This is a genomic window from Dysgonomonas sp. ZJ709 (assembly GCF_011039195.1).
GTDB lineage: Bacteria > Bacteroidota > Bacteroidia > Bacteroidales > Dysgonomonadaceae > Dysgonomonas.
This window is the reverse complement of record NZ_JAAKEM010000022.1, coordinates 36,839-59,510: the sequence shown is the minus strand read 5'-3', so window position 1 is coordinate 59,510 and position 22,672 is coordinate 36,839. Positions and strand designations below refer to the sequence as shown.

Annotated in this window: 21 protein-coding genes; 3 read left to right on the top strand and 18 right to left on the bottom strand. The window is 37.1% G+C overall.

The window, feature by feature from the left end:
• Nucleotides 1-120: 120 nt before the first annotated feature.
• The 5 genes from G7Y56_RS13950 to G7Y56_RS13930 all read right to left on the bottom strand — a co-directional run bounded on the left by G7Y56_RS13950 (nt 121) and on the right by G7Y56_RS13930 (nt 4,463).
• Nucleotides 121-816 (bottom strand): hypothetical protein, encoded by a 696-nt coding sequence (locus tag G7Y56_RS13950; protein WP_255498759.1) that lies wholly within the window; start codon nt 814-816, stop codon nt 121-123.
• Between the two features lie 146 nt (nt 817-962).
• Nucleotides 963-1,358, bottom strand: coding sequence for a thioredoxin (gene trxA, locus G7Y56_RS13945; protein WP_165044359.1), 396 nt, complete (start codon nt 1,356-1,358; stop codon nt 963-965).
• A gap of 16 nt (nt 1,359-1,374) precedes the next feature.
• Nucleotides 1,375-1,584, bottom strand: coding sequence for a hypothetical protein (locus tag G7Y56_RS13940; protein WP_370457697.1), 210 nt, complete (start codon nt 1,582-1,584; stop codon nt 1,375-1,377).
• Between the two features lie 17 nt (nt 1,585-1,601).
• Nucleotides 1,602-4,046, bottom strand: coding sequence for an FAD-dependent oxidoreductase (locus G7Y56_RS13935; protein ID WP_165044363.1), 2,445 nt, complete (start codon nt 4,044-4,046; stop codon nt 1,602-1,604).
• A 57-nt stretch (nt 4,047-4,103) separates the two neighbouring features.
• Nucleotides 4,104-4,463, bottom strand: a complete 360-nt coding sequence (locus G7Y56_RS13930) for a MarR family winged helix-turn-helix transcriptional regulator (protein ID WP_165044357.1) — start codon at nt 4,461-4,463, stop codon at nt 4,104-4,106.
• A gap of 248 nt (nt 4,464-4,711) precedes the next feature.
• Between G7Y56_RS13930 and G7Y56_RS13925 the strand changes: the two genes are divergently transcribed.
• On the top strand, nt 4,712-5,383 hold the full coding sequence (locus G7Y56_RS13925; RefSeq protein ID WP_165044355.1) for an MIP family channel protein: 672 nt from the start codon (nt 4,712-4,714) through the stop codon (nt 5,381-5,383).
• 72 nt (nt 5,384-5,455) lie between these two features.
• On the opposite strand, the gene G7Y56_RS13920 is transcribed toward G7Y56_RS13925, so the two are convergent.
• The 8 genes from G7Y56_RS13920 to G7Y56_RS13885 form a co-directional block, all read right to left on the bottom strand.
• A complete protein-coding gene (locus tag G7Y56_RS13920; RefSeq protein ID WP_165024051.1) occupies nt 5,456-5,707 on the bottom strand; it encodes a GlsB/YeaQ/YmgE family stress response membrane protein in 252 nt (83 codons plus the stop codon).
• 274 nt (nt 5,708-5,981) lie between these two features.
• Nucleotides 5,982-6,407, bottom strand: a complete 426-nt coding sequence (locus tag G7Y56_RS13915; RefSeq protein WP_165044353.1) for a DUF3244 domain-containing protein — start codon at nt 6,405-6,407, stop codon at nt 5,982-5,984.
• A gap of 274 nt (nt 6,408-6,681) precedes the next feature.
• The gene (locus G7Y56_RS13910; RefSeq protein WP_165044351.1) at nt 6,682-8,334 is read right to left on the bottom strand and encodes a hypothetical protein; all 1,653 of its coding nucleotides are present in this window, start codon (nt 8,332-8,334) and stop codon (nt 6,682-6,684) included.
• A 277-nt stretch (nt 8,335-8,611) separates the two neighbouring features.
• Nucleotides 8,612-9,064 (bottom strand): DUF3836 domain-containing protein, encoded by a 453-nt coding sequence (locus tag G7Y56_RS13905; protein ID WP_165044349.1) that lies wholly within the window; start codon nt 9,062-9,064, stop codon nt 8,612-8,614.
• A 141-nt stretch (nt 9,065-9,205) separates the two neighbouring features.
• Nucleotides 9,206-9,646, bottom strand: a complete 441-nt coding sequence (locus tag G7Y56_RS13900; RefSeq protein WP_165044347.1) for a DUF3836 domain-containing protein — start codon at nt 9,644-9,646, stop codon at nt 9,206-9,208.
• A gap of 232 nt (nt 9,647-9,878) precedes the next feature.
• On the bottom strand, nt 9,879-10,655 hold the full coding sequence (locus G7Y56_RS13895; RefSeq protein ID WP_165024040.1) for a basic secretory protein-like protein: 777 nt from the start codon (nt 10,653-10,655) through the stop codon (nt 9,879-9,881).
• A 187-nt stretch (nt 10,656-10,842) separates the two neighbouring features.
• Nucleotides 10,843-12,687 carry a 4-hydroxy-3-methylbut-2-en-1-yl diphosphate synthase gene (locus G7Y56_RS13890; RefSeq protein WP_165044345.1) on the bottom strand — a complete coding sequence of 615 codons (1,845 nt, stop codon included), beginning with the start codon at nt 12,685-12,687 and terminating at the stop codon, nt 10,843-10,845.
• Nucleotides 12,688-12,936: 249 nt separating this feature from the next.
• A complete protein-coding gene (locus tag G7Y56_RS13885) occupies nt 12,937-16,530 on the bottom strand; it encodes a glycoside hydrolase family 2 TIM barrel-domain containing protein (RefSeq protein WP_165044343.1) in 3,594 nt (1,197 codons plus the stop codon).
• 196 nt (nt 16,531-16,726) lie between these two features.
• Here G7Y56_RS13885 and G7Y56_RS13880 point away from each other — a divergent pair, with 196 nt between their 5' ends.
• Nucleotides 16,727-17,338 carry a hypothetical protein gene (locus G7Y56_RS13880; protein ID WP_165044341.1) on the top strand — a complete coding sequence of 204 codons (612 nt, stop codon included), beginning with the start codon at nt 16,727-16,729 and terminating at the stop codon, nt 17,336-17,338.
• Nucleotide 17,339: 1 nt separating this feature from the next.
• Nucleotides 17,340-17,624 carry a transcriptional regulator gene (locus tag G7Y56_RS13875; RefSeq protein WP_165024032.1) on the top strand — a complete coding sequence of 95 codons (285 nt, stop codon included), beginning with the start codon at nt 17,340-17,342 and terminating at the stop codon, nt 17,622-17,624.
• 65 nt (nt 17,625-17,689) lie between these two features.
• Here G7Y56_RS13875 and G7Y56_RS13870 read toward each other — a convergent pair whose 3' ends face one another.
• From G7Y56_RS13870 to guaA, 5 genes are all read right to left on the bottom strand, one after another.
• On the bottom strand, nt 17,690-18,394 hold the full coding sequence (locus tag G7Y56_RS13870; RefSeq protein WP_165044339.1) for a 16S rRNA (uracil(1498)-N(3))-methyltransferase: 705 nt from the start codon (nt 18,392-18,394) through the stop codon (nt 17,690-17,692).
• 3 nt (nt 18,395-18,397) lie between these two features.
• On the bottom strand, nt 18,398-18,967 hold the full coding sequence (gene xpt, locus G7Y56_RS13865; protein WP_165044336.1) for a xanthine phosphoribosyltransferase: 570 nt from the start codon (nt 18,965-18,967) through the stop codon (nt 18,398-18,400).
• A 13-nt stretch (nt 18,968-18,980) separates the two neighbouring features.
• Nucleotides 18,981-20,297, bottom strand: a complete 1,317-nt coding sequence (locus G7Y56_RS13860; protein ID WP_185154002.1) for a nucleobase:cation symporter-2 family protein — start codon at nt 20,295-20,297, stop codon at nt 18,981-18,983.
• 63 nt (nt 20,298-20,360) lie between these two features.
• Complete coding sequence (locus G7Y56_RS13855; protein WP_165044332.1) at nt 20,361-21,029, bottom strand: DUF2625 domain-containing protein; 669 nt, start codon at nt 21,027-21,029, stop codon at nt 20,361-20,363.
• Nucleotides 21,030-21,040: 11 nt separating this feature from the next.
• Nucleotides 21,041-22,561 (bottom strand): glutamine-hydrolyzing GMP synthase, encoded by a 1,521-nt coding sequence (gene guaA, locus G7Y56_RS13850; RefSeq protein ID WP_165044330.1) that lies wholly within the window; start codon nt 22,559-22,561, stop codon nt 21,041-21,043.
• Between the last annotated feature and the right edge of the window lie 111 nt (nt 22,562-22,672).

The following is a 22,672-nucleotide window of genomic DNA, read 5'->3' as shown; positions in this document are numbered from 1 at the left end:
AGGAATTTATAATGTTAATATTTGTTAGTAAAATGCAGGGCTTTATTAGAAGCTCTAGCGGATTTTACTTAACCGGTGGTATACTTTTCAATTATTTTAGTGGACTACTTTTCAATTATATTATACAAGCGCAATGATAAGCATTGCATTATCATATACATCTATTGCCAAATCTGATAGTTCATTCATATCACAACCAAAATCATCATTAGGTTGTACGTCGCCCCAATCGGCAGTCATAGCACCATATATAAGACCATATTTTTCACTGAAACGCTCTTTCTTCAGGTAATCTACCATAAGTCCCATTCGTTCGACAACAGTTTTTCCTGCTACTACTTCCTGCAAAATAGATTTATCTCCTGTTTTGCGGATGTATTTTCCTACAATCTGTATAAGTGATGATTCCTGATCGGTTTCTACCGTATTTTTAAATGCCACATGATCGGGAGCAGCATCCGAATAATAAGGGGTATCGTCATTCCATGTAAATTCAGGTTTTAATACGTATCCATCGATCATTTCATTGTTAGGCTGCTGAAGAGCAAAGAAAAGAAGAATCGCATTTCTCAAATCCTGAGGATTACTTTCTTCGCATGCTACTTCGATAAAAGTATTCATATCACGCGCCCAAATCTGCGAATAACCGCTACCTGCATTAAATCCACTACGGATAACTGCTCGAGCCATGCTATCGACTATATGCAAAGAGCTATCTTTACTTATAGTACTTGCCAGCTGTTGCGTTTCATTAGGCTTAGAACAAGAAAATAACAAGGAGAGTAAAACACATAAAATACTGTAATTCTTTTTCATAGTATATATTATTTGTACAGACATACATACAAAGTTATTTTATTATTTGACAATACAAAATAATATCGCCCCTATAAATAAAGAATTGCACTTACATATATTTTTTTACAATAAAAAAGGTTGGAGCTTTATACTCCAACCCAACCTTAACAATCTTCACTTCTCGTTTCACTCGTACACTTAATCTTTTTTAGCAGAATCTTATCAATTGCTTCCTTTAGCTGTGGCTTAGGCACCGCTCCCTGAGACATTTGCGGAGACTCATTTAAAGGGACAAACAATAAACTTGGAATACTTCTGATTCCGAATAATTCCGCTAATTCTTCCTCTTGTTCGGTATCAACCTTATAAATATAAACTTCATCTTTATATTCTGCTGCAAGCTCTTCCAATACAGGAGCAAGAGCTTTGCAGGGTCCACACCATGAAGCGTAAAAATCGATCAAAGCAGGTTTATCACCCAAATATTTCCAATCGGGATTCACTTCATAATTCGCCACTTTTGTTAAGAAATCTGCTTTTGTCAAATATATAGTTTTCATATTATATCCTTTCTAATTATTTATTATCTCCCCTTTTGAATATACTGAACAACAATACCCCCATTATAGTTCCCCAAATAACACTATTTATTGGAGAAGATGTAATAGAGCAATTGCCACTCTCGCATCCTATATAGAACCAGTATAAGTATCCGCCAAGCCCACCAATAATAGCGCCGACAGGATATAGCCAGTTCCGTTTCAATATTTCAATCATTTTTTCCATTTTCAATCCTTTCTTTTTTAGATGAATAAATTTGTATTTGCATGATCTGTACGGTCAAGATAAGCTGCTACACCTCCAATTGTTACCGTATCTAAAAGTTCTTCACGTTTGATGCCCATTACATCCATCGACATAGAACACGCAATCATTTCAACGCCATTGTCGATAGCCTGCTGCATCAATGTTTCGAGGCTTTCTATATTTTTCTTTTTCATAATACGGCGCATCATTATACTGCCCATACCACCCATATTCATTTTCGACAAACTTAGTTTCTTACTGCTCGACGGTAGCATCATACCAAACATTTTGCCCATTATATCTTTCGACACCTTTGGCTTATTCGTTTTCTTTATAACATTCAATCCCCAGAATGTAAAGAACATACTTACTTTTTTGCCCGAAGCCGCTGCCCCGTTTGCAATAACGAAAGATGCCAAAGCACGATCGAGATCATCGTTAAATACAACCATCGTTTTATTATCACCTACCGATTTTGTCTTCTCATCGGATTGATTTTTAGATGCTTTCTCTATGCGAGCTGTAATTACTCCACCTACATTATCAAGACTGATAACTTCTGCCCCAACCATTCTCGACCACCCTTTCAAATCTTCACTAAAAGCCTGATCGGTTACTTTTATTTCCAATTGATCACCGTCATTTATCTGATCATAATTTTTCTTCAACTGCATAATAGGACCAGGGCATTGCAGTCCGCAAGCATCAATTGTAATTGTTTTTATATCTTTCTTTATATTAATCATTTTTTTGTCTTTATTATTTTTACTGAAAATCGTATCTGTTGATTGTTTTTCTATTGCAGACGAATAGGTCTTATACCCACCTGAAAGGTTATAAACTTGCAAAAATCCATTCTGCAATAAAATACGAGAAGCTAAATACCCGCGTAATCCCACAGCACAGTAAAATACAATTTTCTTATTCTTTGGTAATTCAGGCAAATGATTCCTCAGTTCGTCAACAGGAATATTAACAGCACCCTTTATATGGGCAAATTCGTATTCCTCCTTGGTACGGGAATCGATAATCATATACTCTGATGAATCGAGCTTCTTAATATCCTGCCAATGAATAATATTTACCTTTCCTTTTAATATATTCTCCGCAACAAAACCAGCCATATTAACAGGATCTTTCGCCGATGAAAAGGGCGGAGCATAAGCATGCTCAACTTCTTGCAGATCATATATCGTTCCTTCATTCCTAATTACCTGAGCGAATAAGTCGATACGCTTATCGACTCCATCAAAACCGACAACTTGCGCACCAAGCAGCTTTCCATCTTCGGGTGAAAAGTTTATCTTTATAGATAATGGCAATGCATTAGGATAATAACCTGCATGTGAACTACCATGTGTATAGGACGAAAGATGAGCAATCTGCTCCCTCTCTAATAATTTTGACGATGCTCCGGCAGCAGCTACAGTAAGATCGAATACTTTAGCAATGGATGTCCCTATAGTTCCATTATATTTACGGTGATTGCCTTCCACTATATTATCGGCCAAAATACGTCCCTGCTTGTTCGCAGGACCCGCTAAAGGGATCAGCGAGTGTTTCGTTGTTATGGGATTGAAAATCTCTACAGCGTCTCCTAAAGCATACACATCCTCGTCTGAGGTCTGCAAATATTCATCTACTTTGATTCCTCCCAGTGAACCGATCTCCAATCCGGCTTCTTTTGCAAGCTTAGTTTCTGGGCGAACGCCAATGCTCAGAATAATCATATCGGCTGCTACTTCTTTCTTACTCTCCAGTAAGACTTTGATTTCATCACCTTCCGATCTGAATTCCGTAACGTTCTCATCTAACAACAGCCCCACATTTTTACTTTTGAGATGCTGATGAACAATCGAAGCCATTGAGAAATCGATTGGCGCCATTACTTGATCTGCCCTTTCGATTACACAAACCTCCAATCCTGCCTCGTGCAGATTCTCGACCATCTCAAGACCGATAAATCCACCACCAACCACAACAGCCTTTTTCGGTTGATACTTGTCGATGTATTCTTTTATCTGATCCATATCGGGAACATTCCGTAAAGAAAAGATGCGCTTATCATTAATCCCTACTATCGGCGGTTTTATCGCCTCTGCACCCGTAGACACAACAAGCTTATCGTAACTTTCGGTATATATCTCATCTTTAGAAAGATCGTGAACTCTAACGGACTTATTCTTCACATCGATTGCGATCACTTCCGATTTTACACGAATATCTATATTGAACCGTTTGGTAAACCCTTCCGCTGTCTGTACAAAAAGCCGATCTCTTTCAGTTATTGCTCCTCCGATATAGTAAGGCAAGCCACAATTGGCATAAGAAACATACTCGCCCCTCTCGAATAAAACGATTTGAGCTTTTTCATCCATTCTTCTCAAACGGGCTGCAGTGGTAGCCCCTCCTGCCACACCTCCAATTATTAATATTTTAATCATTTGTTATTGTATATATTTGTTATTAGCAATTATTTGAGTGAAAAAAATGGAATATTATTCCATTAGCTTTGAAATCTGAGTTGTTAATCCTGAAAAATCCATCTCTTTGCTCAACATTTCTTTTATTTTTTCTTTCCCTGAATCAGTCAACGTAAAAATCATCTGGCGCTTATCTACTGCTCCCATTTCACGGCTGATATATCCTTTTGCTTCCACGGTATTTATTACACGCGAAACCCTCGAATTAGACAATCCGACAAAATCGCACAGCTCGTTAGCCGACTTAGGCTTACCATCTTTCAGGCAGCAAAGCACAACACCTTCGTTTATCGTAATTCTATTGGTATCTGAAAAGTCTTTTTCAAACTGATAAAGCGCCTTATATATATCTTTTAATTTACAGATTGGTTCCATATATGTTATTTGCTAGTAGAAACTATTTGCAAATGAAAGTATATTTTTCGACTATACCAAATGTTTAACATTATTTCACCACAATCGACACTATATATAATTTAAAATAATGACGATGAATATATTAAGGAATATTTATATGAACAAAAATATCTAAATATATGTTTATTCTCCAAAGAGAAACTCAATAACGCATTGATGTTATTGGCTTTAAGGATTCATGAAACGTTTAATTAAATCAAACAAAAATGAAGAAGTATATTGCTGAGATGATAGGAACAATGGTTCTTGTCCTTATTGGATGCGGTAGCGCTGTGTTCGCCGGAGCAGCTCAACCTTTTGCCTCGATAGGCACACTGGGTGTAGCCTTTGCTTTTGGGCTATCTGTTGTAGCGATGGTCTACACCATAGGCAAAATATCGGGATGTCATATCAATCCTGCTATCACACTAGGAATGCTTATTGCAAAGAAAATATCGGCGAAAGATGCCGGAATGTATATGATCTTTCAAGTGGTAGGCGCGATTATCGGCTCTGCCATACTGTATGTATTGGCTAAGGACTCAGGCTCGACCACAACTCTTACTGGCGCTAACGGTTATACTAACCTGCTTCCTGCATTTGTAGCAGAAACAGTATTTACATTCATATTCCTGCTCGTAGTGTTTGGCTCAACATCGAAAGGTGCACCGAATAATTTTGCAGGTATAGCGATAGGTCTAACACTGGTTATGATACATATTGTATGTATTCCAATCACCGGCACTTCGGTAAATCCGGCTCGTAGTATAGGCCCGGCCATATTCCAAGGAGGTGAAGCTTTATCTCAATTGTGGCTGTTTATAGTTGCACCGTTTCTCGGCGCTGCTATTGCTGCATTGACTTGGAAGAGTATCGATACAGCAGAACCAGAAGCTTAAATATATAATCACATATAACAAACGGCGAAAAGGATATCCTTCTCGCCGTTTTTGTATGTATGAAGAGTTATATTACACGTTCGATTTACCTTTAAATAAGGAAACAATCCACAGCAACACAAGTGCTCCTATAGTTGCTGTCACCAACGAACCGATAGTCCCATTAACACTCAGCCCCAAAAGGCTGAACAGCCAACCACCTATTACTCCACCAAGTATACCAACTATCAAATTTACAACCAAACCGAAACCTCTTCCTTTGAATATCTTCCCGGCAAGAAAACCGGCAAGAATACCTATAATTATCGAACCTATAATTCCCATAATGTTTATTTATTAGTAAATATAGAGTTAAAACAACTAAGTATGTGATATTGTTCCGATTTGCCTAAAATCAAGAAGAGTCCACAAACCGACGTTTGCGAACTCTTCATTAAAAACACCTTACCTAGAAATAATAGAAAAATAGACTGTCATCCAAATTGTAAACACTACAACTATGAACAAGTTAAGCATCTATTTATCTAAAGGATTTACTGACTTTATTTATTTATTGTAAGTATAAATCATCACCATGATTAAACTCAAAATGTTCTTTTTAATCGATTACGAAATTCCCATAATACCTAGCTCCATTCTCCCCCACAATAGAAAGACGATAAGAACCTATAGGATAATTCGATATATCAATATTTAAAGTAGGTTTGATTGCTGCGTTTACCGACTCTTCGTAAACCATAAATCCATTATCTCCTGCTATTGTTACTGAAACTGTATTCAAATTAACTCTGAATGTTATTTCAGCATATCCACCTACTATATAATAACCTTTAAATGCTTGCTCTACCAGCGAACGGGGTTGAGCTGAATTGCCGTCATCAATGCAATCTATATTCTTTCTTTCGTCGCTAACATTATATTCAATATCAGAATAGAAAGAATTAGCTACAGCATGAGACCCGGTTATAGAAAAAGTAACTAATATTATAAATAGTAAACAACTTTTTGTTTTCTTTGTTTTCATAAGCTTACTGTTTAATGTTTAAATTTATTTAATGTAATTTAAATTCTAGGCTAATATTATATTAATACTAAAAAGGTGTTAGCTTACATTAAACAAATTCAACTTTGCTTATCGTTCACTACAAAAGTATGTAGAAGTTATTCACAAAACAATACCCATTATAAAATGTGACAAGCATTTATTTTTTATATAATTAATAATTAAATAGATACGATTCTGTTATTAAATATTTGTGATAACTCCCAAAACAAATGTAGGATTATGTGAGGGTAATTTATTCAAGAAAAGACGATATACGAGTGTCCGAAATATTAATTTCTTGCAATTTTTTAATTAATCTCGACTTTCTCATTTGCAAAGCATGGGGTTTTACACCCATAATGATGGAAATATCTTTCGTCTCGTAACCACAATAGCTAAGAGAGAGGAATAATAAATCAGCTGAGTTAAGCGTCGATAGTATTTTAGGGTGCACAGATTGTGTTTCCATATAGTCAAAAGTCAGTTCCGACAAACGTTGCTCAGTTTCTTTTTTCATATTTTTCAATGAAGTACGTATTTGTTCATAACCTTTCGATTTTTCTTTTATGCCATAAGTAATGGATAGTGCTTCTATCTCTTTCTCAAAAGCGGCAGACTCTTCGGCAATATTTTTGTATATACTATTCAGGTACATCATATTTTTCATTTGCTTATTTAAGAATGCATTATTTCTTTTCTCCAGTCTATGTTTATTCCGGATAACCCTTATAGCGAGTACTGCTATTATTAGCAATAATATAGCTAACAATGCAACTAATCCAATAATATATTCCCGCATTTGCAGCTCAAGCATTTTTTTTTCTTTTTCAGAAAGATCATATTTTTTCTCTATCTCCCTCAACCCCAAAGATTGCTGCTTTTCCTTTAGTGCTTCATACATCTTTTGATCTAAAACAAGATAATCATAGGCACCTTTATAATTTCCCTGTTTTGCTTCTAATCTGGACAAAACAGAATAAATCCTCATCTTCGTCGATATGTCAGATAATTGTGAAACTTTATCTTTTAGAGGTTCAGCAAAGTAACGAGCAGAATCCAACTGATCCACATCTAAATACAATCTGGATAAAGATAGCCTAAGTTTCAAAGAGTCTTGAGCATTAGAACTAGAAGCTAAGGCTCTTCGAAGGTAATATCTGCTCTTATCATACTCTTCTCTCTGGGCAAGAGCGAGGCCAATATGCCAGTCCAACATATACTCATAATATTTACTTTTCATTTGCTTGGCTATTGCAAGGCCTCTGGTATAATACATATCTGCACTTTCATACCGCTTAGCAACAGTACATGTTGTATATAGTGAGCACAAAGTACGAACAATCACTGAATCACTGTTTGGAATCTTATTATAGTATTCTAGTGCTCGTTCATAACGGACTACAGCACTATCATATACATATTCCTTAAGATACAGATAACCAATAGAACTCTGAATCAACCCATTAAGATGCAAATCATTCGATTCTTCTGCGTACTTTGCTGCTTTAAGATACTCCGCCATTGCGTCCCGAACAGAACCCTTTTCATAAAAGTAAGCTCCTGAATAAAAAGTGGCTAAAGCTATTTGTTTGGGATCATCATCTTTTTTCTTAAAATAATCTCTAGCTACGAAAATAAGGGTATCGGAAGTTATATCTTTATAGTTTTTGTACTTTGCCTGAACATTTGCGACTACATATTGCATGTAATTATTTTTACTCAAAGATTCGGGAGACTTAATAGAATCTAATAAGATAAGCGCGCTATCAGGTTTTAGATACATTATCCCTTGGGCCTGTGACAGTAAATCGAGTGATTTTTTATTGTCTTTACAAGAAAAAAGAGAAATTAATAGGAGCATAAATACGAAAATGTCTTTTCTCTTTCTGAATATTAATGTTTTCATAGCGGTAATATGAATATAAAAGGTGTCTGAAAAACTGTTGAGTAAACTGACAAACAACTTCATAGTTTGACGATCAAATGGAACTCTTGTGCATAATAACAAATGCAAATCTAATAAAATTTAACGATTCACAACTATATATTTAAAAAATAGACCAGATCTGGTTAATAAATTAAATTGGTTAACCACCGTATTATATGGATATTATAAAGAAGTAACCCCTTAACAATCTCACGATCACCAAGGGGCTATTAATTAACTAAACTTATCATCAATCTTATCTTGAAGTCGATATCCCGGCCATATCCGTACCATTTGAATTTACTTCGATACGGCTCTCTGCTACCCACTCATGCCTGTCGTTATAGGCATAGATTACGTATTCAGATTTGTCAGACCATGCATATCTTTTTGAGTCCCATTTTGTATAAAGGATAGCTGCAACCTGATTGTCTTTATTATAGACAAATTCTGTTTTTTGTGTTCCAATCCATCCTTCATCAGTCCAGGCATATAGGGTTCTTGCCAATTTATTTCCAGCAGTATCAAACAGGTGTGTAACTTTTTTCAACGGAGTCGATGTCCTTTGATCTACAGTTATATACTCTTTTGTAGATCCTGAATTCGTATTATCAAAGTTGTTGTAAACTATAGTTCCATCTTCTTGTTGAGAGAATAAGCTTATTGAGAAAAAAAGTACTGCGACTAGTATTATTAATTTTGCTTTCATTACCGTATTTTTTAGAGTTCATTATTAAATCGTTTTCATTAAAACAGCATCCTTCTGCTCTTTACATATATGACGATGTTAGATACCAATAGTTACAGTTTTTGATAAAGAATTTCAATTAAAAGACATCAAAAGACTAAATTATTTTTCGGTCACGAGATTGGTTATGGTATTATCTATACGCATTTGGCTTGTAGCAACCCATTCTCCACCATCGTTATAAGTATGAAGCAAGTATTCCGATTTATCAGACCATTCGCTTTTTTCCGCATTCCATTCTGTATAGATCAAACTTGCAAGCTGATTGCTTGAGGCACACTGGTATTCATTCTTTTGCTTAGCGACCCATCCCGAATTACTCCAGGTATATACAACTTTCTCTATTTTATTTCCGTCAGCATCAAAAATATAAGTTGATTTAGTCAAAGGAGCCAATGTTTGTTTATCGACAGCGATGCATTCTTTTGTTGTTACAGAACCTGTATTGTCTATATTATTGTAAACTATTGTTCCACGTTGTTGAGAAAATAAGCTTACTGAAGAAAAAAGAACTGCGATTAAGATAAATGTTTTAGTTTTCATAATTTGATATTTTTATGTTGTTAATATTTAAACAAAAGACTAATGAACTGGTGTATTAGTTGATTAGTACACCACAAATATATACACTCTTTTTAATATACAAAACTTTTCCAAACATTTTTTTCAAAAAAAATTCAAATTAAATCATAAATGACTGTAAATATGCATTATATGGAATAAAAAAAATAGCTCCACATTGTGGAGCTATTCATCTATATAAATTAATATTACCTTAATTCTGACTCTTGATCAAAAAATCTTGGTATTCTGACCATAAACTATCTGTCGTATGCTGCTCACCAAGCACATGTTTCATCGCTTTATCGAAGCTCCATGGAATAATTTCCAGGGCTGATTTATTAAACTTACGTAAGAAATCGGGATCTTTGCAAGTCAACCATTCTAAGAAGTAACCTGTTTTGCGGTATCCATCCATCCAGCTACCGCCCGGTTTACGATCGCTTACAGGAAAAAAGCCGTTATGAAAACGCACCGCATCGGCCATACCCTCTATAAATACCCAAAACTCTGTACCTTGCTTGTAACCACCTATCCCTTGTGGCTCAAGCTGGAATCCATGAGTAAGTTCATGATATAATACACCGCGCGTTTCGTAAAGAACCTTTTCGTCACCTTGGGCTAATTCCGATTTTTCTACCCAGCGTGAACTATAGAATATATTGATAACAGGAGGCTGACCACCTTTTGCTGAAATTCCGTCTTTATCTTCAAGTGTATACTTGATTTTCTCTATATTAGGAATAGAATCCTGGTCTGACCAGTAAAGTGTTTGGGCTACCCACAGAGCATGCTGCTGAATAAAAGGTACCGCATCAGGCACAATACGCTTGTAGATATCAGAACCCTCTGTTCCTTCTGCCATGTTAGTAAATTCAATCTCGGGGAATTGGAAATTTCTCCATTTGGGATCAACCCATTTGCAATTTTCCTGCGCATTAAGATAAGCTACACTGCTTATAAAAATCAGGATTAGAATAATTTTTTTCATTCGTTGTTGTTTTTATAGTTCAATTAGGTCAACACTAACTGTTTTTTATAATAGAATATAGACAAAATTATATTAAATAGTGAGATAATTAACACTCTTGCTGCTAAATAATGTTACCCACGCATAAAAAAGGCAGATGTTTATCAAAACACCTACCCTTTTCAATTTATATATAGTACTCCAAGAGTTATTTTGGTTCTACCCAATCTCCATTTAACTTGATCAACTGCACTAATCTGTCGACAGCTTCTTCCGACGGGATATTCTTTTCTATCAGTTCTTTCTTTTTATAAAGGGATATTTTACCCTTTTCAGCCCCTACATATCCATAATCGGCATCAGCCATTTCGCCCGGTCCGTTTACAATGCAGCCCATAACACCAATCTTCAGGTGCTTAAGATGTGCTGTCGATTCTTTTACACGGGCAACGGTCGTTTGAAGATCGAATAATGTTCGTCCACAACTAGGACAAGAGATATACTCAGTCTTACTGGTGCGGATACGAGACGCCTGCAAAATACCGAACATATAAGCGTCAATACTCTTTTGGTCAAGTTTACCTACATTCTGCATCAAAATACCATTACCAAATCCATCCAAATAGATCGTACCAAAATCGGCTCCGGCTTTTATCTGTATATCCTCTGCCTCATCTTCTTTATATCGGCGGTTTACTATAATAGGGGTATCACAGCTGTTATTCATAAGTGTATGGATGAAAGCACGTTGCTCCCCCACTCCGTTCATATGATCAGTAGTCAGAATAATAACAATCGACTGATTTGATTTCAGAAGAGCAATAATATCATTATTCAGCTCAGGGTAAGAAAGTTTTAAGAATTTGATTTCAGCATTATTACTTGAAATATCTTTCCAATTAGTAGCATCGAATAGTGGGTAAGAATTTACATCACCTTTCCACCCTGCTACATCAATAATAGACGGTATCGCTCTTGGTGCTTGGACAGGCAATTCGCTACCTACATATATATAGTCAGGCAAAAAATGGCTGTTTAGCTCGAAGTTGCCATTCGAACGATCAGAAATCACGACAGGTAATTTGTCTCCACCAATATTCCCTGCCTCATAAGTTTTTCTTCGATCGGTAGAAAACGGCGAGAAACCCGAATATACCTCTGCCTTTATTTCGGGATGACCGACTTTCTGACCAACATATGCTACAAGCTTGCGAGCAACAGGAACCTCCAGTTCGGGGTCTTCACTAAGCGATACACGAATCGTATCACCAATACCATCCGAAAGAAGCGTACCTATACCAACAGCCGATTTGATACGGCCATCTTCACCGTCACCCGCCTCAGTTACTCCAAGATGTAGGGGAAAGTTCAATCCTTCCTTTTCCATACGAGAAATCAATAGGCGAACGGCTTTTGTCATAAGCACAGTATTGGACGTCTTCATAGATATAGCTATATCTTTAAAGCCTTCATCCAAACAAATATGCAAAAATTCCATACATGACTCAACCATGCCTTCGGGAGTATCGCCATAACGACTCATTATACGGTCAGAGAGCGAACCGTGGTTCACACCTATACGTATAGCAGTCTTATGCTCTTTACATATATCTAATAGCGGTATAAGCTTTGCCCTTATCTTTTCTATTTCCAAAGCATATTCTTCGTCCGTATATTCAAATGTTGCAAAAGTTTTCACCCTATCCACAAAGTTACCGGGATTGATACGCACTTTCTCTACAATCCTTGCTGCTGCCTCTGCTGCACGCGGATTGAAATGAATATCAGCAATAAGTGGCGCTTTATAGCCTTTACTTCTTATCAGCTCTTTTATATTTCGCAAATTTTCAGCCTCGCGTACACCTTGTGCGGTCAGTCGCACATAATCTGCTCCGGCTTCTATAATTTTTATTACCTGCTCGGCACTGGCCTCTGTGTCGTTCGTATTTGTGTTAGTCATCGATTGTACACGAATCGGGTTGTTACCGCCGAGTGGTGTATCACCAATTCTTGTTTCAGAAGACACTCGTCTTCTATAATTAAAATAATCCATTCGTGATTTTTTTAGTTGTAAACCGAATAATCAAGGTAAATACCTACTTATTATTTCTGCATGTAAAGTAATAATAACTTGCTGTAATTTTGAACAACAACGTAAACTATTTATTGTACTTATAACAAAGATAGAGCTTTTTTGTTTTATTCCGAAATAGCAAAAAGACTATCTTCCTCCATCTAATTAAAAGGGTGATATTCAAACAAAATTGAACATCACCCTCTTTAGTATTTAGTTATAATAGGTTTATTTAACAGGTTCCAAACGGAACGAATAGCTAAGAACTTTGTTAGCAGGGATCATATATTTCTCCATTGTAATAGGACCGCAACTTGCATTACCCAAACCTTCTTGTATGCAATCGAGATTCAGATAAATTTCCGGTTTACGAATATTATCCAGTTCAAAATCGTGTAAAGCAATCCACGCATCTTTATCCAAGAAATGTAATGCACTGAAATTCATACGATCTTTCGATGTGATCTTCAATCCACGATCATTAGTATCGGTAAGAGTAATCCACCTTATACCTTCTCTATTACCCATACTTTGTGCCCGAACATAATGCTCGGCTTCCATGCCTTTTACCGTGGTTTCATATAATCCTACGAGGGCAGACTGTTTTCTATCCGAATAATTTTCATGAGGTCCGTTTCCGTAATAGCGTACTTTCTCAAAACCTTGAGGTAACACCATTTGCAAACCTAAGCGGTGAACAATACCTCCATTGACAGGCTTAGTGAAGTTAGCATCTACATCTATTACCCCATTGGAGTAGACAACATATTTCACGAGGTATGGAATCACGACAGGCTTTTCACTATTGATAGTTGCATTGATACTCGTTACAATGGTAACTGATTTATTACTATCATCAACTTTATAGCTGAATAGCGGTTTATCATAAGTAGTTTCATGATAACTCTGATCTACATATTTGTCATTATTTATAGCTCGATACCAATTCAGCGATAATCCGTTATTATTATGAACCATTTCTTTATTGTCATATTGCAACGAGGTCATAGCAGCAGTTTCCATATCGAATACTGTTCTGAAACCATTACCACTTATAATCAAGTTATTACCTTGAATCGTTGCATTAATAGCCGGTAATGAAGATTGATCGACAGCAGCCACAGCTGGGCGACTATTCAATGCAAACTGCTCGGTAGCAACAACATGCCCCGCTTCCCCCCAAACATTTTTGTTTTTAAGAGAGAAAGATATATTTAAGAAATACTCTTTACCGGCCTCTAGTTTCTTATTGAATGGTATTGCCACAATTTCTTTCTCATTGGGAGCCAAATTTAACGATGCCAACGAGCCAGATTCAACTTCAACTCCATCTTTTAAAACTTCCCATGTAATGTCGAATTCATTTAAGTTTAAGAAGTCATAACGGTTTTCAATTTCAACTTTACCGCTCACCAAAGCAATCGGTTTAAATTTAATATATTGATACACCTTTTTCACTTCCAACAGTTTTGCTGTAACTCTTCTATCGGGCGTTGTCAGACCATTACATGAAAAATCGAAGTCGTTTGGTTTATCACCGAAGTCACCACCAAAATAAAAACGTGTAGGAGACTCTCCGAATTTAGTTAGCCCTTGATCCACCCAATCCCATACACAGCCACCGATCATACGTTGCGAATTCTCTATATAATTCCAATAATCGACAAGATTACCGGGCGCATTACCCATCGAGTGAACATATTCGCACAAGAAATACGGTTTGTCTGAATCTTGTTGATCGAAACGGGTCATTCTGTCGATATCAGGATACATGTGAGAATCAATATCTGCTAACTCATTTTTTCCTTCATAATGAATAGGACGCGAAGGATCCAGTTCTTTCGCTTTTTTATACATTGCATCGAAGTTATCTCCATTACCACCCTCATTGCCTAGCGACCAGAAGATAACAGATGGATGATTCTTGTCGCGTTGAATAACTCTTGTTATACGATCCACATAAGCCGGAATCCAGCTTGGCATATTGCTTATAGAGTGATTCCCATGATTTTCGAGGTCCGCCTCATCCATCGTATATAATCCAAAGTAATCGTACATTGCATATATTTTAGGACTATTCGGATAATGGCTTGTACGGATTGTATTAATATTATGATTCTTCATCATCAAGACATCGGTCATCATCGACTCAACATCTACCGCCTTGCCGTATACAGGATGTGTATCATGCCTGTTCACACCTTTAAAGAATATCTGCTCATTATTAATATAAACCCGCTTGTTTTTTATTTCAATCTTACGAAATCCAAATTTAGAAGACATCGCCTCCAACACTTTGCCCTGACTATCTTTAAGAGTAACAATTACTGTATATAAATTGGGCTTTTCGGCAGACCACAATAATGGATTATTTACTTTAGCTTGCAAATCATAATTCCATTCTTCATTGCCTTTCAAAGCTACGACAGCCTGCGACAACTTTGTATCCACAGTTTTCCCCGATGGATCGAGTAACGTAATATCTAATGTAGTAGCTTGCGATGTTTTGCTATCATAATTCTTTACATATGCCTTTGTCTTGAAAATAGCAGAACTATAATCATCGCCTGCAAATTCAGACTGCAAGAAGTAGTCACGTACATGTACTTTAGGCGTTGCAAAAACAAAAACATCCCGATGAATACCACTTAAACGGAACATATCCTGATCTTCGATATAGCTGGCATCTGTCCAACGATAGACTTCAGCAGCAATCGTATTATTGCCCGGCTTCACATATTTAGTAATATTGAATTCAGCTACATTATTAGCACCCTCGCTATATCCAACCTTAGTTCCATTTATCCAAACATATATGCCACTATATACTCCGTCGAAATGAAGAAAGATTTCTTTGCCATCCCAATCGGCAGGAACAGAGAAATCTCTGCGATATGAACCGACAGGATTTACTTCTATCTCATTGGTATATCCTTTTTGCGCCTGAATGAAAGGAGGGTTATTTTTGAACGGATATGTTATATTCGTATATATAGGTGTGCCGTAACCTTGCATTTCCCAGCTGGATGGAACAGGTATCTCTTTCCAAGACGATACATCATAATTCATCTTATAGAAATTGGTTGGACGTTCGGATGGTTGTTTCACCCAATTGAACTTCCAATTACCGTTCAGAGATAAATAATACGAAGAAGTAGGAGTTTCCCAAGGCTTATCGAATGTTTTGTCTGCTTTTAATGCTTCTACAGTTGGATACACATGATATGTAACATGACCGGGCTCTTTATTAACGGCAAAGATCGTTTCGTCCTCCCATTCTGTATTACCCCGTTTCGTTTTCTTATCTTCTTTGGGCGCTTGCATACTGGTCGGTACCAAGATCCATAATTGTGATGCATTTGGTAACTGATAAATAGCTGTTCCGGCATCATCGTCACCCGTAAAAGCAAGATTCATACCACTTGCCGGATGTGTAATCATATAGGCTCCTGTACCAGTAACTGCAAACTTCCATTGCTGATTACGGTTACCATTGTCTGTATCCCATTGAATAACAGCATTCCCATTACCTTCGACAGTATTATTATTGTCTATACTTTTATTATTGAAAGGACTGGATATTGTATAATAACCATTCGGAAGAGCTGTGATTTTCCAATACTGCCCCTTTGCACTATTAGAGCTTTTACTTAGAAAGATACCAGCCTCATTTGTGGTCTTTGATTTATTGTCTAAAACCAGACCAGACGGACTTTGAATCTTGTACAACACATCCTTTTTGATTTGTTGTGCAAATGTCTTCGACGAAATAAAAAGCATGCATACCAGAAACGCAGCAATACCTAAAGATCGATTCTTCATAATTAACTTTTAAGGTTACAAAAATTAGATTTTCTCAAACTCGATCATAAATATAGGCATATTTTCTAAAATGTACTATTACCTATTTTTATTTTTTTGCTCTATATCAAAACAATTTACAGTATAATTTGGTTTATATTATAAACTAGTTTATATTTGCAATATAATATTGTTATACAATTAAATAAATATCGTTATGGAAAAAGAATTTAACGGACAAGAAAGCTTGACATTGATCAACGAAATGATTTCGCAGGCAAGAAACAACTTTAGAAAAGAGACAGCAAACAGAGTCATATTTGCAGGATACTCAGTTGCTGTTGTAGCCATTATGAACTTAATATTAGTTCACACTCTCCCAAATCCAAATCAATCGTACTGGATATGGTTACTTATGATCCCAATGTCTATTATCAATGTATGCATTGCAAAGAAACAAGACAAACAAGCTTTGGTTAAAACTCATATTGATAAAATAATCGGTGCAATATGGAGAGCATACGGATATTCTATAATAGTATTGCTTCTGGTCATATTCGGAACAACTGCCATTATAAATACGGTATATCTCCCTCTGCTTATCACTCCCATTATACTCACTTTGACTGGATTGGCACAATATGCAACTGCAACCGCCTGCCGATTCAAACCATATTTTTATGGGGCAGCTATATTCTGGATTGGAGCACTTCTCTGCATTGGCAGCTATTGCACCGGCAACGGAAGTATTCAATTCATTATCTTAGCAGCAGCGTTCATAGCAGGGTTTGCCATACCGGGGCAACTCTTAAACCGTAAAGCCGAATAAAATGTTTAAAGACCTAGATCCTTTATTGCACTCCCAACTTCGGTTGGCAATCATGTCGTTGCTGCTGGCAATCGATGAAGCCGACTTTGTATTCATCCGAGAAAAAACGGGAGCTACGGCAGGAAATCTGAGCGTGCAGATAGATAAGCTAAATGAAGCCGGATATATTGATGTAAGAAAATTTATAGATGGTAAAAAACCACGCACTGTCTGTAAAATAACACCTCATGGGGTTGATGCCTTCGATAAATACGTAAAAGCATTACAAAGTTATATACAGAAATAATCACCCCGTAATATATTAGATCAGCCGATACAAAACATTGTATCGGCTTTTTCATTAAGAAATAATCAGGAGTTTAACACATGCAGTGTGTGACAAGCCACTAGAGCAGCCGTCTCTGTACGTAAGCGACTTTCGCCTAGAGAGATAGGCTCGAAGCCATTTTGAAGTGCTTCTGCTACTTCTTTTTCGCTGAAATCGCCTTCGGGGCCGATAAGAATAAGAGCAGCTTCACCCTTTTTATAGGCATCTTTCAGCAGCTTTTTATCTTGTGGGTAGCAATGCGCAATAAATTTGTGCCCTGTGAAATCTTGTTTAATAAACTTAGAGAAAGGAGTCATTTCATCCAATTGAGGTAAAATTGCTTTCTGCGATTGCTTCATAGCTGAAACAAGTATCTTTTCGATACGAGGCAATTTAATTTCCTTACGTTCAGAATGCTGACAAAGCAATGGAGAAAAGCGATCAATGCCTATCTCGGTCGCCTTTTCGGCAAACCATTCTACGCGATCTATATTTTTGGTTGGAGCGAAAGCAATTTGCAGATCGAAAGCCCATGATTTAGGCTGATCTATTGTCTTTTGAATATTTACGATACAATGTTTAGGGTGTGCCTGAATAATAGAAGCATCAAAAAAATGCCCTCGTCCATTCGTAACAAGGATAGCGTCCCCTTCTTTCATCCGCAACACTTTTACACAATGTAAAGCCTCCTCAGCAGGAAGTTCTGGATTGGTAAGTATATCGGGCGCAAAGAAGATGGTCTTATCCATTATTTAATCTTCAAAAATGATTTTATTATCACCAAGTTCTTTCACTTTGGCCAAAGATTCGACACGGATACCCAGTTCCCGTAATCTTTTACCTCCATCTTGAAAGCTTTTTTCTATGATAAAACCCATTCCGAATAACTCAGCTCCAGCTTCTTTCACCAGATTATTGATGCCTACGGCGGCATTGCCGTTAGCAAGGAAATCATCGATGAAAACTACTTTATCATTCGAATTAAGGAAGTCACGGCTAACACATACATTGTAGTCAGTCCCTTTAGTAAAAGAATGCACAACCGTGGTTACCATGTTTTCCATTGTTTTAGGTATCGCCTTTTTCACAAAGACTACAGGCAACTCTAGCAAATAGCCAAGCATAATAGCAGGAGCTATACCGCTGGCTTCTATCGTCACTATTTTATTTATCGGTAGATTTCCAAATCTACGCACAAATTCTACTCCTATTGATTTCATCAGAATGGGATCCATCTGATGATTGATGAAGCTATCTACTTTGAGAATACCTCCATCAAAACTTTTTCCGTCTTTTAGAATACGATCTTTTAATAATTTCATAACAATATATTTTTTATTCTTTAATACGGATAACAACATTTGCAATGATGGCAACAAGACCACCTGTTGTTATTCCCGAAGAAAAAGTTCCTTTAATCCATGATGGCATCTGATCTAAGATACCCGGTACTAGTTCTACACCTAATCCACAAGCAAAGCTCACAGCTAAAACAAGAATCGCCTTTCTATTAATATCCTGCGATGCAATAATACGCACCCCCGATGCGGCAACTGTACCAAACATCAGCAGCGTAGCACCGCCTAACACTGGTTCGGGCATAAGAGAAAATACTCCCCCAACAAAAGGGAAAGCACTTAGTATAACTAAGAATCCGGCTATATAGTAACCAATGTAACGACTGGCTACACCGGTCAACTGAATCAAACCATTATTCTGCGCAAAAATAGAGTTCGGAAAAGAATTGAATACACCGGCAATCATTGAGTTTACTCCATCAGCCAAAACACCACCTTGCGCACGTTTTAGAAATTTTGGTCCTTCAATCGGTTCTCCACCAATCATAGAGTTGGCTGTAATATCACCATAGGCCTCAATCGAAGTAATGAAATAGATCAGTGCAACAGCTATAAATGCGGATATATCAAAACCTAAGCCATATTTGAATGGAGTCGGAATATTGATCATACCCAATCCACCCAATTCTGAAAAGTCTATGCGACCCATGAAATAGGCTACAATATAACCAATCAGAAGTCCTATAATAATAGAACTCATCCGGATATATTTATTCCTGATACTATTCAATATAATAATCGAGACCAGTACCAATCCCGCCAAGCCCAGATTCTGCATGCTGCCAAATGTGCCTGTCTCCATTGCACCATAACCACCGCCACAAGATACAATGGCAACTTTGATAAGACACAAACCTATCATTGTTACCACAATTCCAGATACTAAAGGTGTGATTATTTTTTTAGTATATTTCAACAAGCGGCTAACTACAATTTCAACAGGGGCTCCGGCAATACATACCCCGAAAATAAGAGGCAATGCAGCAATACCCATTCCACCGAAACTAGAAGTTAATGCTCCAATAAACGAAAAACTTGTTCCCTGTACACAAAGCAAGCCACAGCCAACAGGCCCGAAGCGTCTGCACTGAATAAACGTAGAAATACCCGATGCTAATAATGCCATCGACACAAGGAAACCCGTAGTTGCAGTATCCAATCCTAAAGCTCCTGCTATAATGAGCGGAGGAGTGATGATAGCCACGAAAATGGCCAATAGATGTTGCAGGGCGACAAATATGGATTCTTTGAAAGGTGGTCTATCTTCTATCTGATAGATAAGATCGGTTTTCATTATCGGTTGAATAATTTCATCTACTGCGCCTTTGCTAGCTTCCATATAAATTGTCGGGTGTTTTTATTTTAATGTTGATCCTGTTTCCATATTGAAGTTATACACTTCTTCTACGGGGAGTACCTTACGTGTTACTTTGTTTATATCCCTACCTTCTTTAGTCCACAAGAATGGATAAAAGCTGTATGAATAGTCGGGCTTCAATTCCTTCACATCATCTTTCCAGCCTTTCCAACGAAGATTTCCATAGAATTCGTTCATATCTGTTTCGAAACAGAACAATAAGAACTGACTATAATCGATCTCCATCGCTTCCCACTCTAGCGAATCGGGAGAATAATAATATATATTTCCTGCGTCGTTACCCAAATAGCCTCCATTTACTGCATAGAATCCACCGATAGCATCGTCAGCAATCAGGAGATAACCGGCAATTTCGCCAAATTCCGAAAAGGTTTTACCCTTGTTCCAATCAGGCAATGAACGCTTCAACAACTTGCAACCAGATCCTAAAATACGAATCCATCCATGATCGATCAACAAACCTCCTGTATGATAGATAACAGCACCCATCAATGATTTAGTTGAAACCTGAGTTTTGTATAAAGCATCTTTCGCATTTGGAAGGTCACAGGGCAAAATTTCAACTTTATTTTTAGATACATCTATCCACTGTTTGACGTATGTCCAACCCGAATCCTCTGTGTTAACAAGCTCTTGTAGTGTACGCATTTAATTTTAAATTACTCCCACTCGATAGTAGCAGGCGGTTTAGACGAGATATCGTAAACAACGCGGTTTACTCCTCGCACTTTATTTATAATTTCATTAGATACTTTTGCTAAAAACTCGTACGGTAAATGAGCCCAATCGGCAGTCATAGCATCCGTAGATGTTACGGCACGTAAAGCAACTGTATTTTCGTAAGTTCGTTCGTCTCCCATTACACCAACAGAGCGTACGGGTAGTAATATAGCACCGGCTTGCCATACTTGATCATAAAGACCATATTCGCGAAGCATGCTAATATAGATATCGTCTGCATTCTGAATAATTTCCACTTTCTCAGGGGTAATGTCTCCAAGAATACGTATTCCCAAACCGGGCCCCGGAAATGGATGACGTTTGATAAGATGATCTTTCATTCCTAATTCTAACCCTACACGGCGAACTTCATCTTTAAATAAGAGACGAAGAGGTTCAACCAGTTTAAGATTCATTTTTTCTGGAAGGCCACCTACATTGTGATGAGATTTAATCACTGTTCCGGTAATAGATAGCGACTCGATAATATCAGGATAGATAGTTCCCTGTCCAAGCCATTTTATATCTTTCAGTTTATGGGCTTCTTCATCGAATACATCGATAAAGCCTTTTCCTATTATTTTACGTTTTGTTTCGGGATCGGTTACTCCTGCTAATTCTTTATAGAAACGAGCCTTTGCATTTACTCCGATTACATTAAGCCCCAAATGTTCGTAATCTCTTTGAACATTTTCAAATTCGTTTTTACGAAGAAGGCCATGATCTACAAATACGCAAGTAAGATTCTTACCTATTGCTCTATTCAACAACACTGCTGTAACAGACGAGTCAACGCCTCCCGACAAAGCAAGAATCACTTTATCATCACCTATTTGTTGCTTCAATTCAGCAACCGTAGAATCGATAAACGAGGCAGGACTCCAATCTCTTTGGCATCCGCAGATGTTAAGGAAATTACTTAGTAAACGTGTACCATCGGTAGTATGATAAACTTCAGGATGAAATTGTACCGCCCATGTAGATTCTCCGTTTATTTTATAAGCAGCAGCATTCACATCGCTTGTGCTGGCAATAATATCAAAATCGGCAGGCAAAGTAGTGATTGTATCGCCATGCGACATCCACACCTGTGTACCTTGCGATATACCATCAAATAGCAACTGTCCTAATTCTATTTTTGTTAAATGAGCACGACCGTATTCGCGTGAATCGCCTTTTTCAATCTTTCCACCCGAAGAATATGCAAGATATTGTGCACCATAGCAAATACCCAAAATAGGATACTTACCTCTAATCTGACTGAGATCAGGTTTAAAAGCACTGTCATCATTTACAGAGAAGGGACTACCCGAAAGGATTACTCCTTTGATATTTTCTTCTTCGAAAGGGAATTTGTTATACGGGACTATTTCGCAGTAAGTATTTAACTCTCTGACCCTGCGACCAATAAGCTGTGTGGTTTGTGAACCGAAATCAAGAATAATGATTTTCTCGTGCATACTAATAATAAAAAGAGGGTTATTATTTTAATGCGCACAAAGATACATCTTTTTTTGATATGTTGTTTATCGGTTTTTCACATTTAACTAAGAAACTTTTTGGTTTTTTTT

What these genes read in the sequence shown, in the direction of transcription:
- G7Y56_RS13950 (WP_255498759.1), bottom strand. Translation starts at nt 816, where the DNA reads ATGAAAAAGAATTACAGTATTTTATGTGTTTTACTCTCCTTGTTATTT.
- trxA (WP_165044359.1), bottom strand. Translation starts at nt 1,358, where the DNA reads ATGAAAACTATATATTTGACAAAAGCAGATTTCTTAACAAAAGTGGCG.
- G7Y56_RS13940 (WP_370457697.1), bottom strand. Translation starts at nt 1,584, where the DNA reads ATGGAAAAAATGATTGAAATATTGAAACGGAACTGGCTATATCCTGTC.
- G7Y56_RS13930 (WP_165044357.1), bottom strand. Translation starts at nt 4,463, where the DNA reads ATGGAACCAATCTGTAAATTAAAAGATATATATAAGGCGCTTTATCAG.
- G7Y56_RS13925 (WP_165044355.1), top strand. Translation starts at nt 4,712, where the DNA reads ATGAAGAAGTATATTGCTGAGATGATAGGAACAATGGTTCTTGTCCTT.
- G7Y56_RS13920 (WP_165024051.1), bottom strand. Translation starts at nt 5,707, where the DNA reads ATGGGAATTATAGGTTCGATAATTATAGGTATTCTTGCCGGTTTTCTT.
- G7Y56_RS13915 (WP_165044353.1), bottom strand. Translation starts at nt 6,407, where the DNA reads ATGAAAACAAAGAAAACAAAAAGTTGTTTACTATTTATAATATTAGTT.
- G7Y56_RS13910 (WP_165044351.1), bottom strand. Translation starts at nt 8,334, where the DNA reads ATGAAAACATTAATATTCAGAAAGAGAAAAGACATTTTCGTATTTATG.
- G7Y56_RS13905 (WP_165044349.1), bottom strand. Translation starts at nt 9,064, where the DNA reads ATGAAAGCAAAATTAATAATACTAGTCGCAGTACTTTTTTTCTCAATA.
- G7Y56_RS13900 (WP_165044347.1), bottom strand. Translation starts at nt 9,646, where the DNA reads ATGAAAACTAAAACATTTATCTTAATCGCAGTTCTTTTTTCTTCAGTA.
- G7Y56_RS13895 (WP_165024040.1), bottom strand. Translation starts at nt 10,655, where the DNA reads ATGAAAAAAATTATTCTAATCCTGATTTTTATAAGCAGTGTAGCTTAT.
- G7Y56_RS13890 (WP_165044345.1), bottom strand. Translation starts at nt 12,687, where the DNA reads ATGGATTATTTTAATTATAGAAGACGAGTGTCTTCTGAAACAAGAATT.
- G7Y56_RS13885 (WP_165044343.1), bottom strand. Translation starts at nt 16,530, where the DNA reads ATGAAGAATCGATCTTTAGGTATTGCTGCGTTTCTGGTATGCATGCTT.
- G7Y56_RS13880 (WP_165044341.1), top strand. Translation starts at nt 16,727, where the DNA reads ATGGAAAAAGAATTTAACGGACAAGAAAGCTTGACATTGATCAACGAA.
- G7Y56_RS13875 (WP_165024032.1), top strand. Translation starts at nt 17,340, where the DNA reads ATGTTTAAAGACCTAGATCCTTTATTGCACTCCCAACTTCGGTTGGCA.
- G7Y56_RS13870 (WP_165044339.1), bottom strand. Translation starts at nt 18,394, where the DNA reads ATGGATAAGACCATCTTCTTTGCGCCCGATATACTTACCAATCCAGAA.
- xpt (WP_165044336.1), bottom strand. Translation starts at nt 18,967, where the DNA reads ATGAAATTATTAAAAGATCGTATTCTAAAAGACGGAAAAAGTTTTGAT.
- G7Y56_RS13860 (WP_185154002.1), bottom strand. Translation starts at nt 20,297, where the DNA reads ATGAAAACCGATCTTATCTATCAGATAGAAGATAGACCACCTTTCAAA.
- G7Y56_RS13855 (WP_165044332.1), bottom strand. Translation starts at nt 21,029, where the DNA reads ATGCGTACACTACAAGAGCTTGTTAACACAGAGGATTCGGGTTGGACA.
- guaA (WP_165044330.1), bottom strand. Translation starts at nt 22,561, where the DNA reads ATGCACGAGAAAATCATTATTCTTGATTTCGGTTCACAAACCACACAG.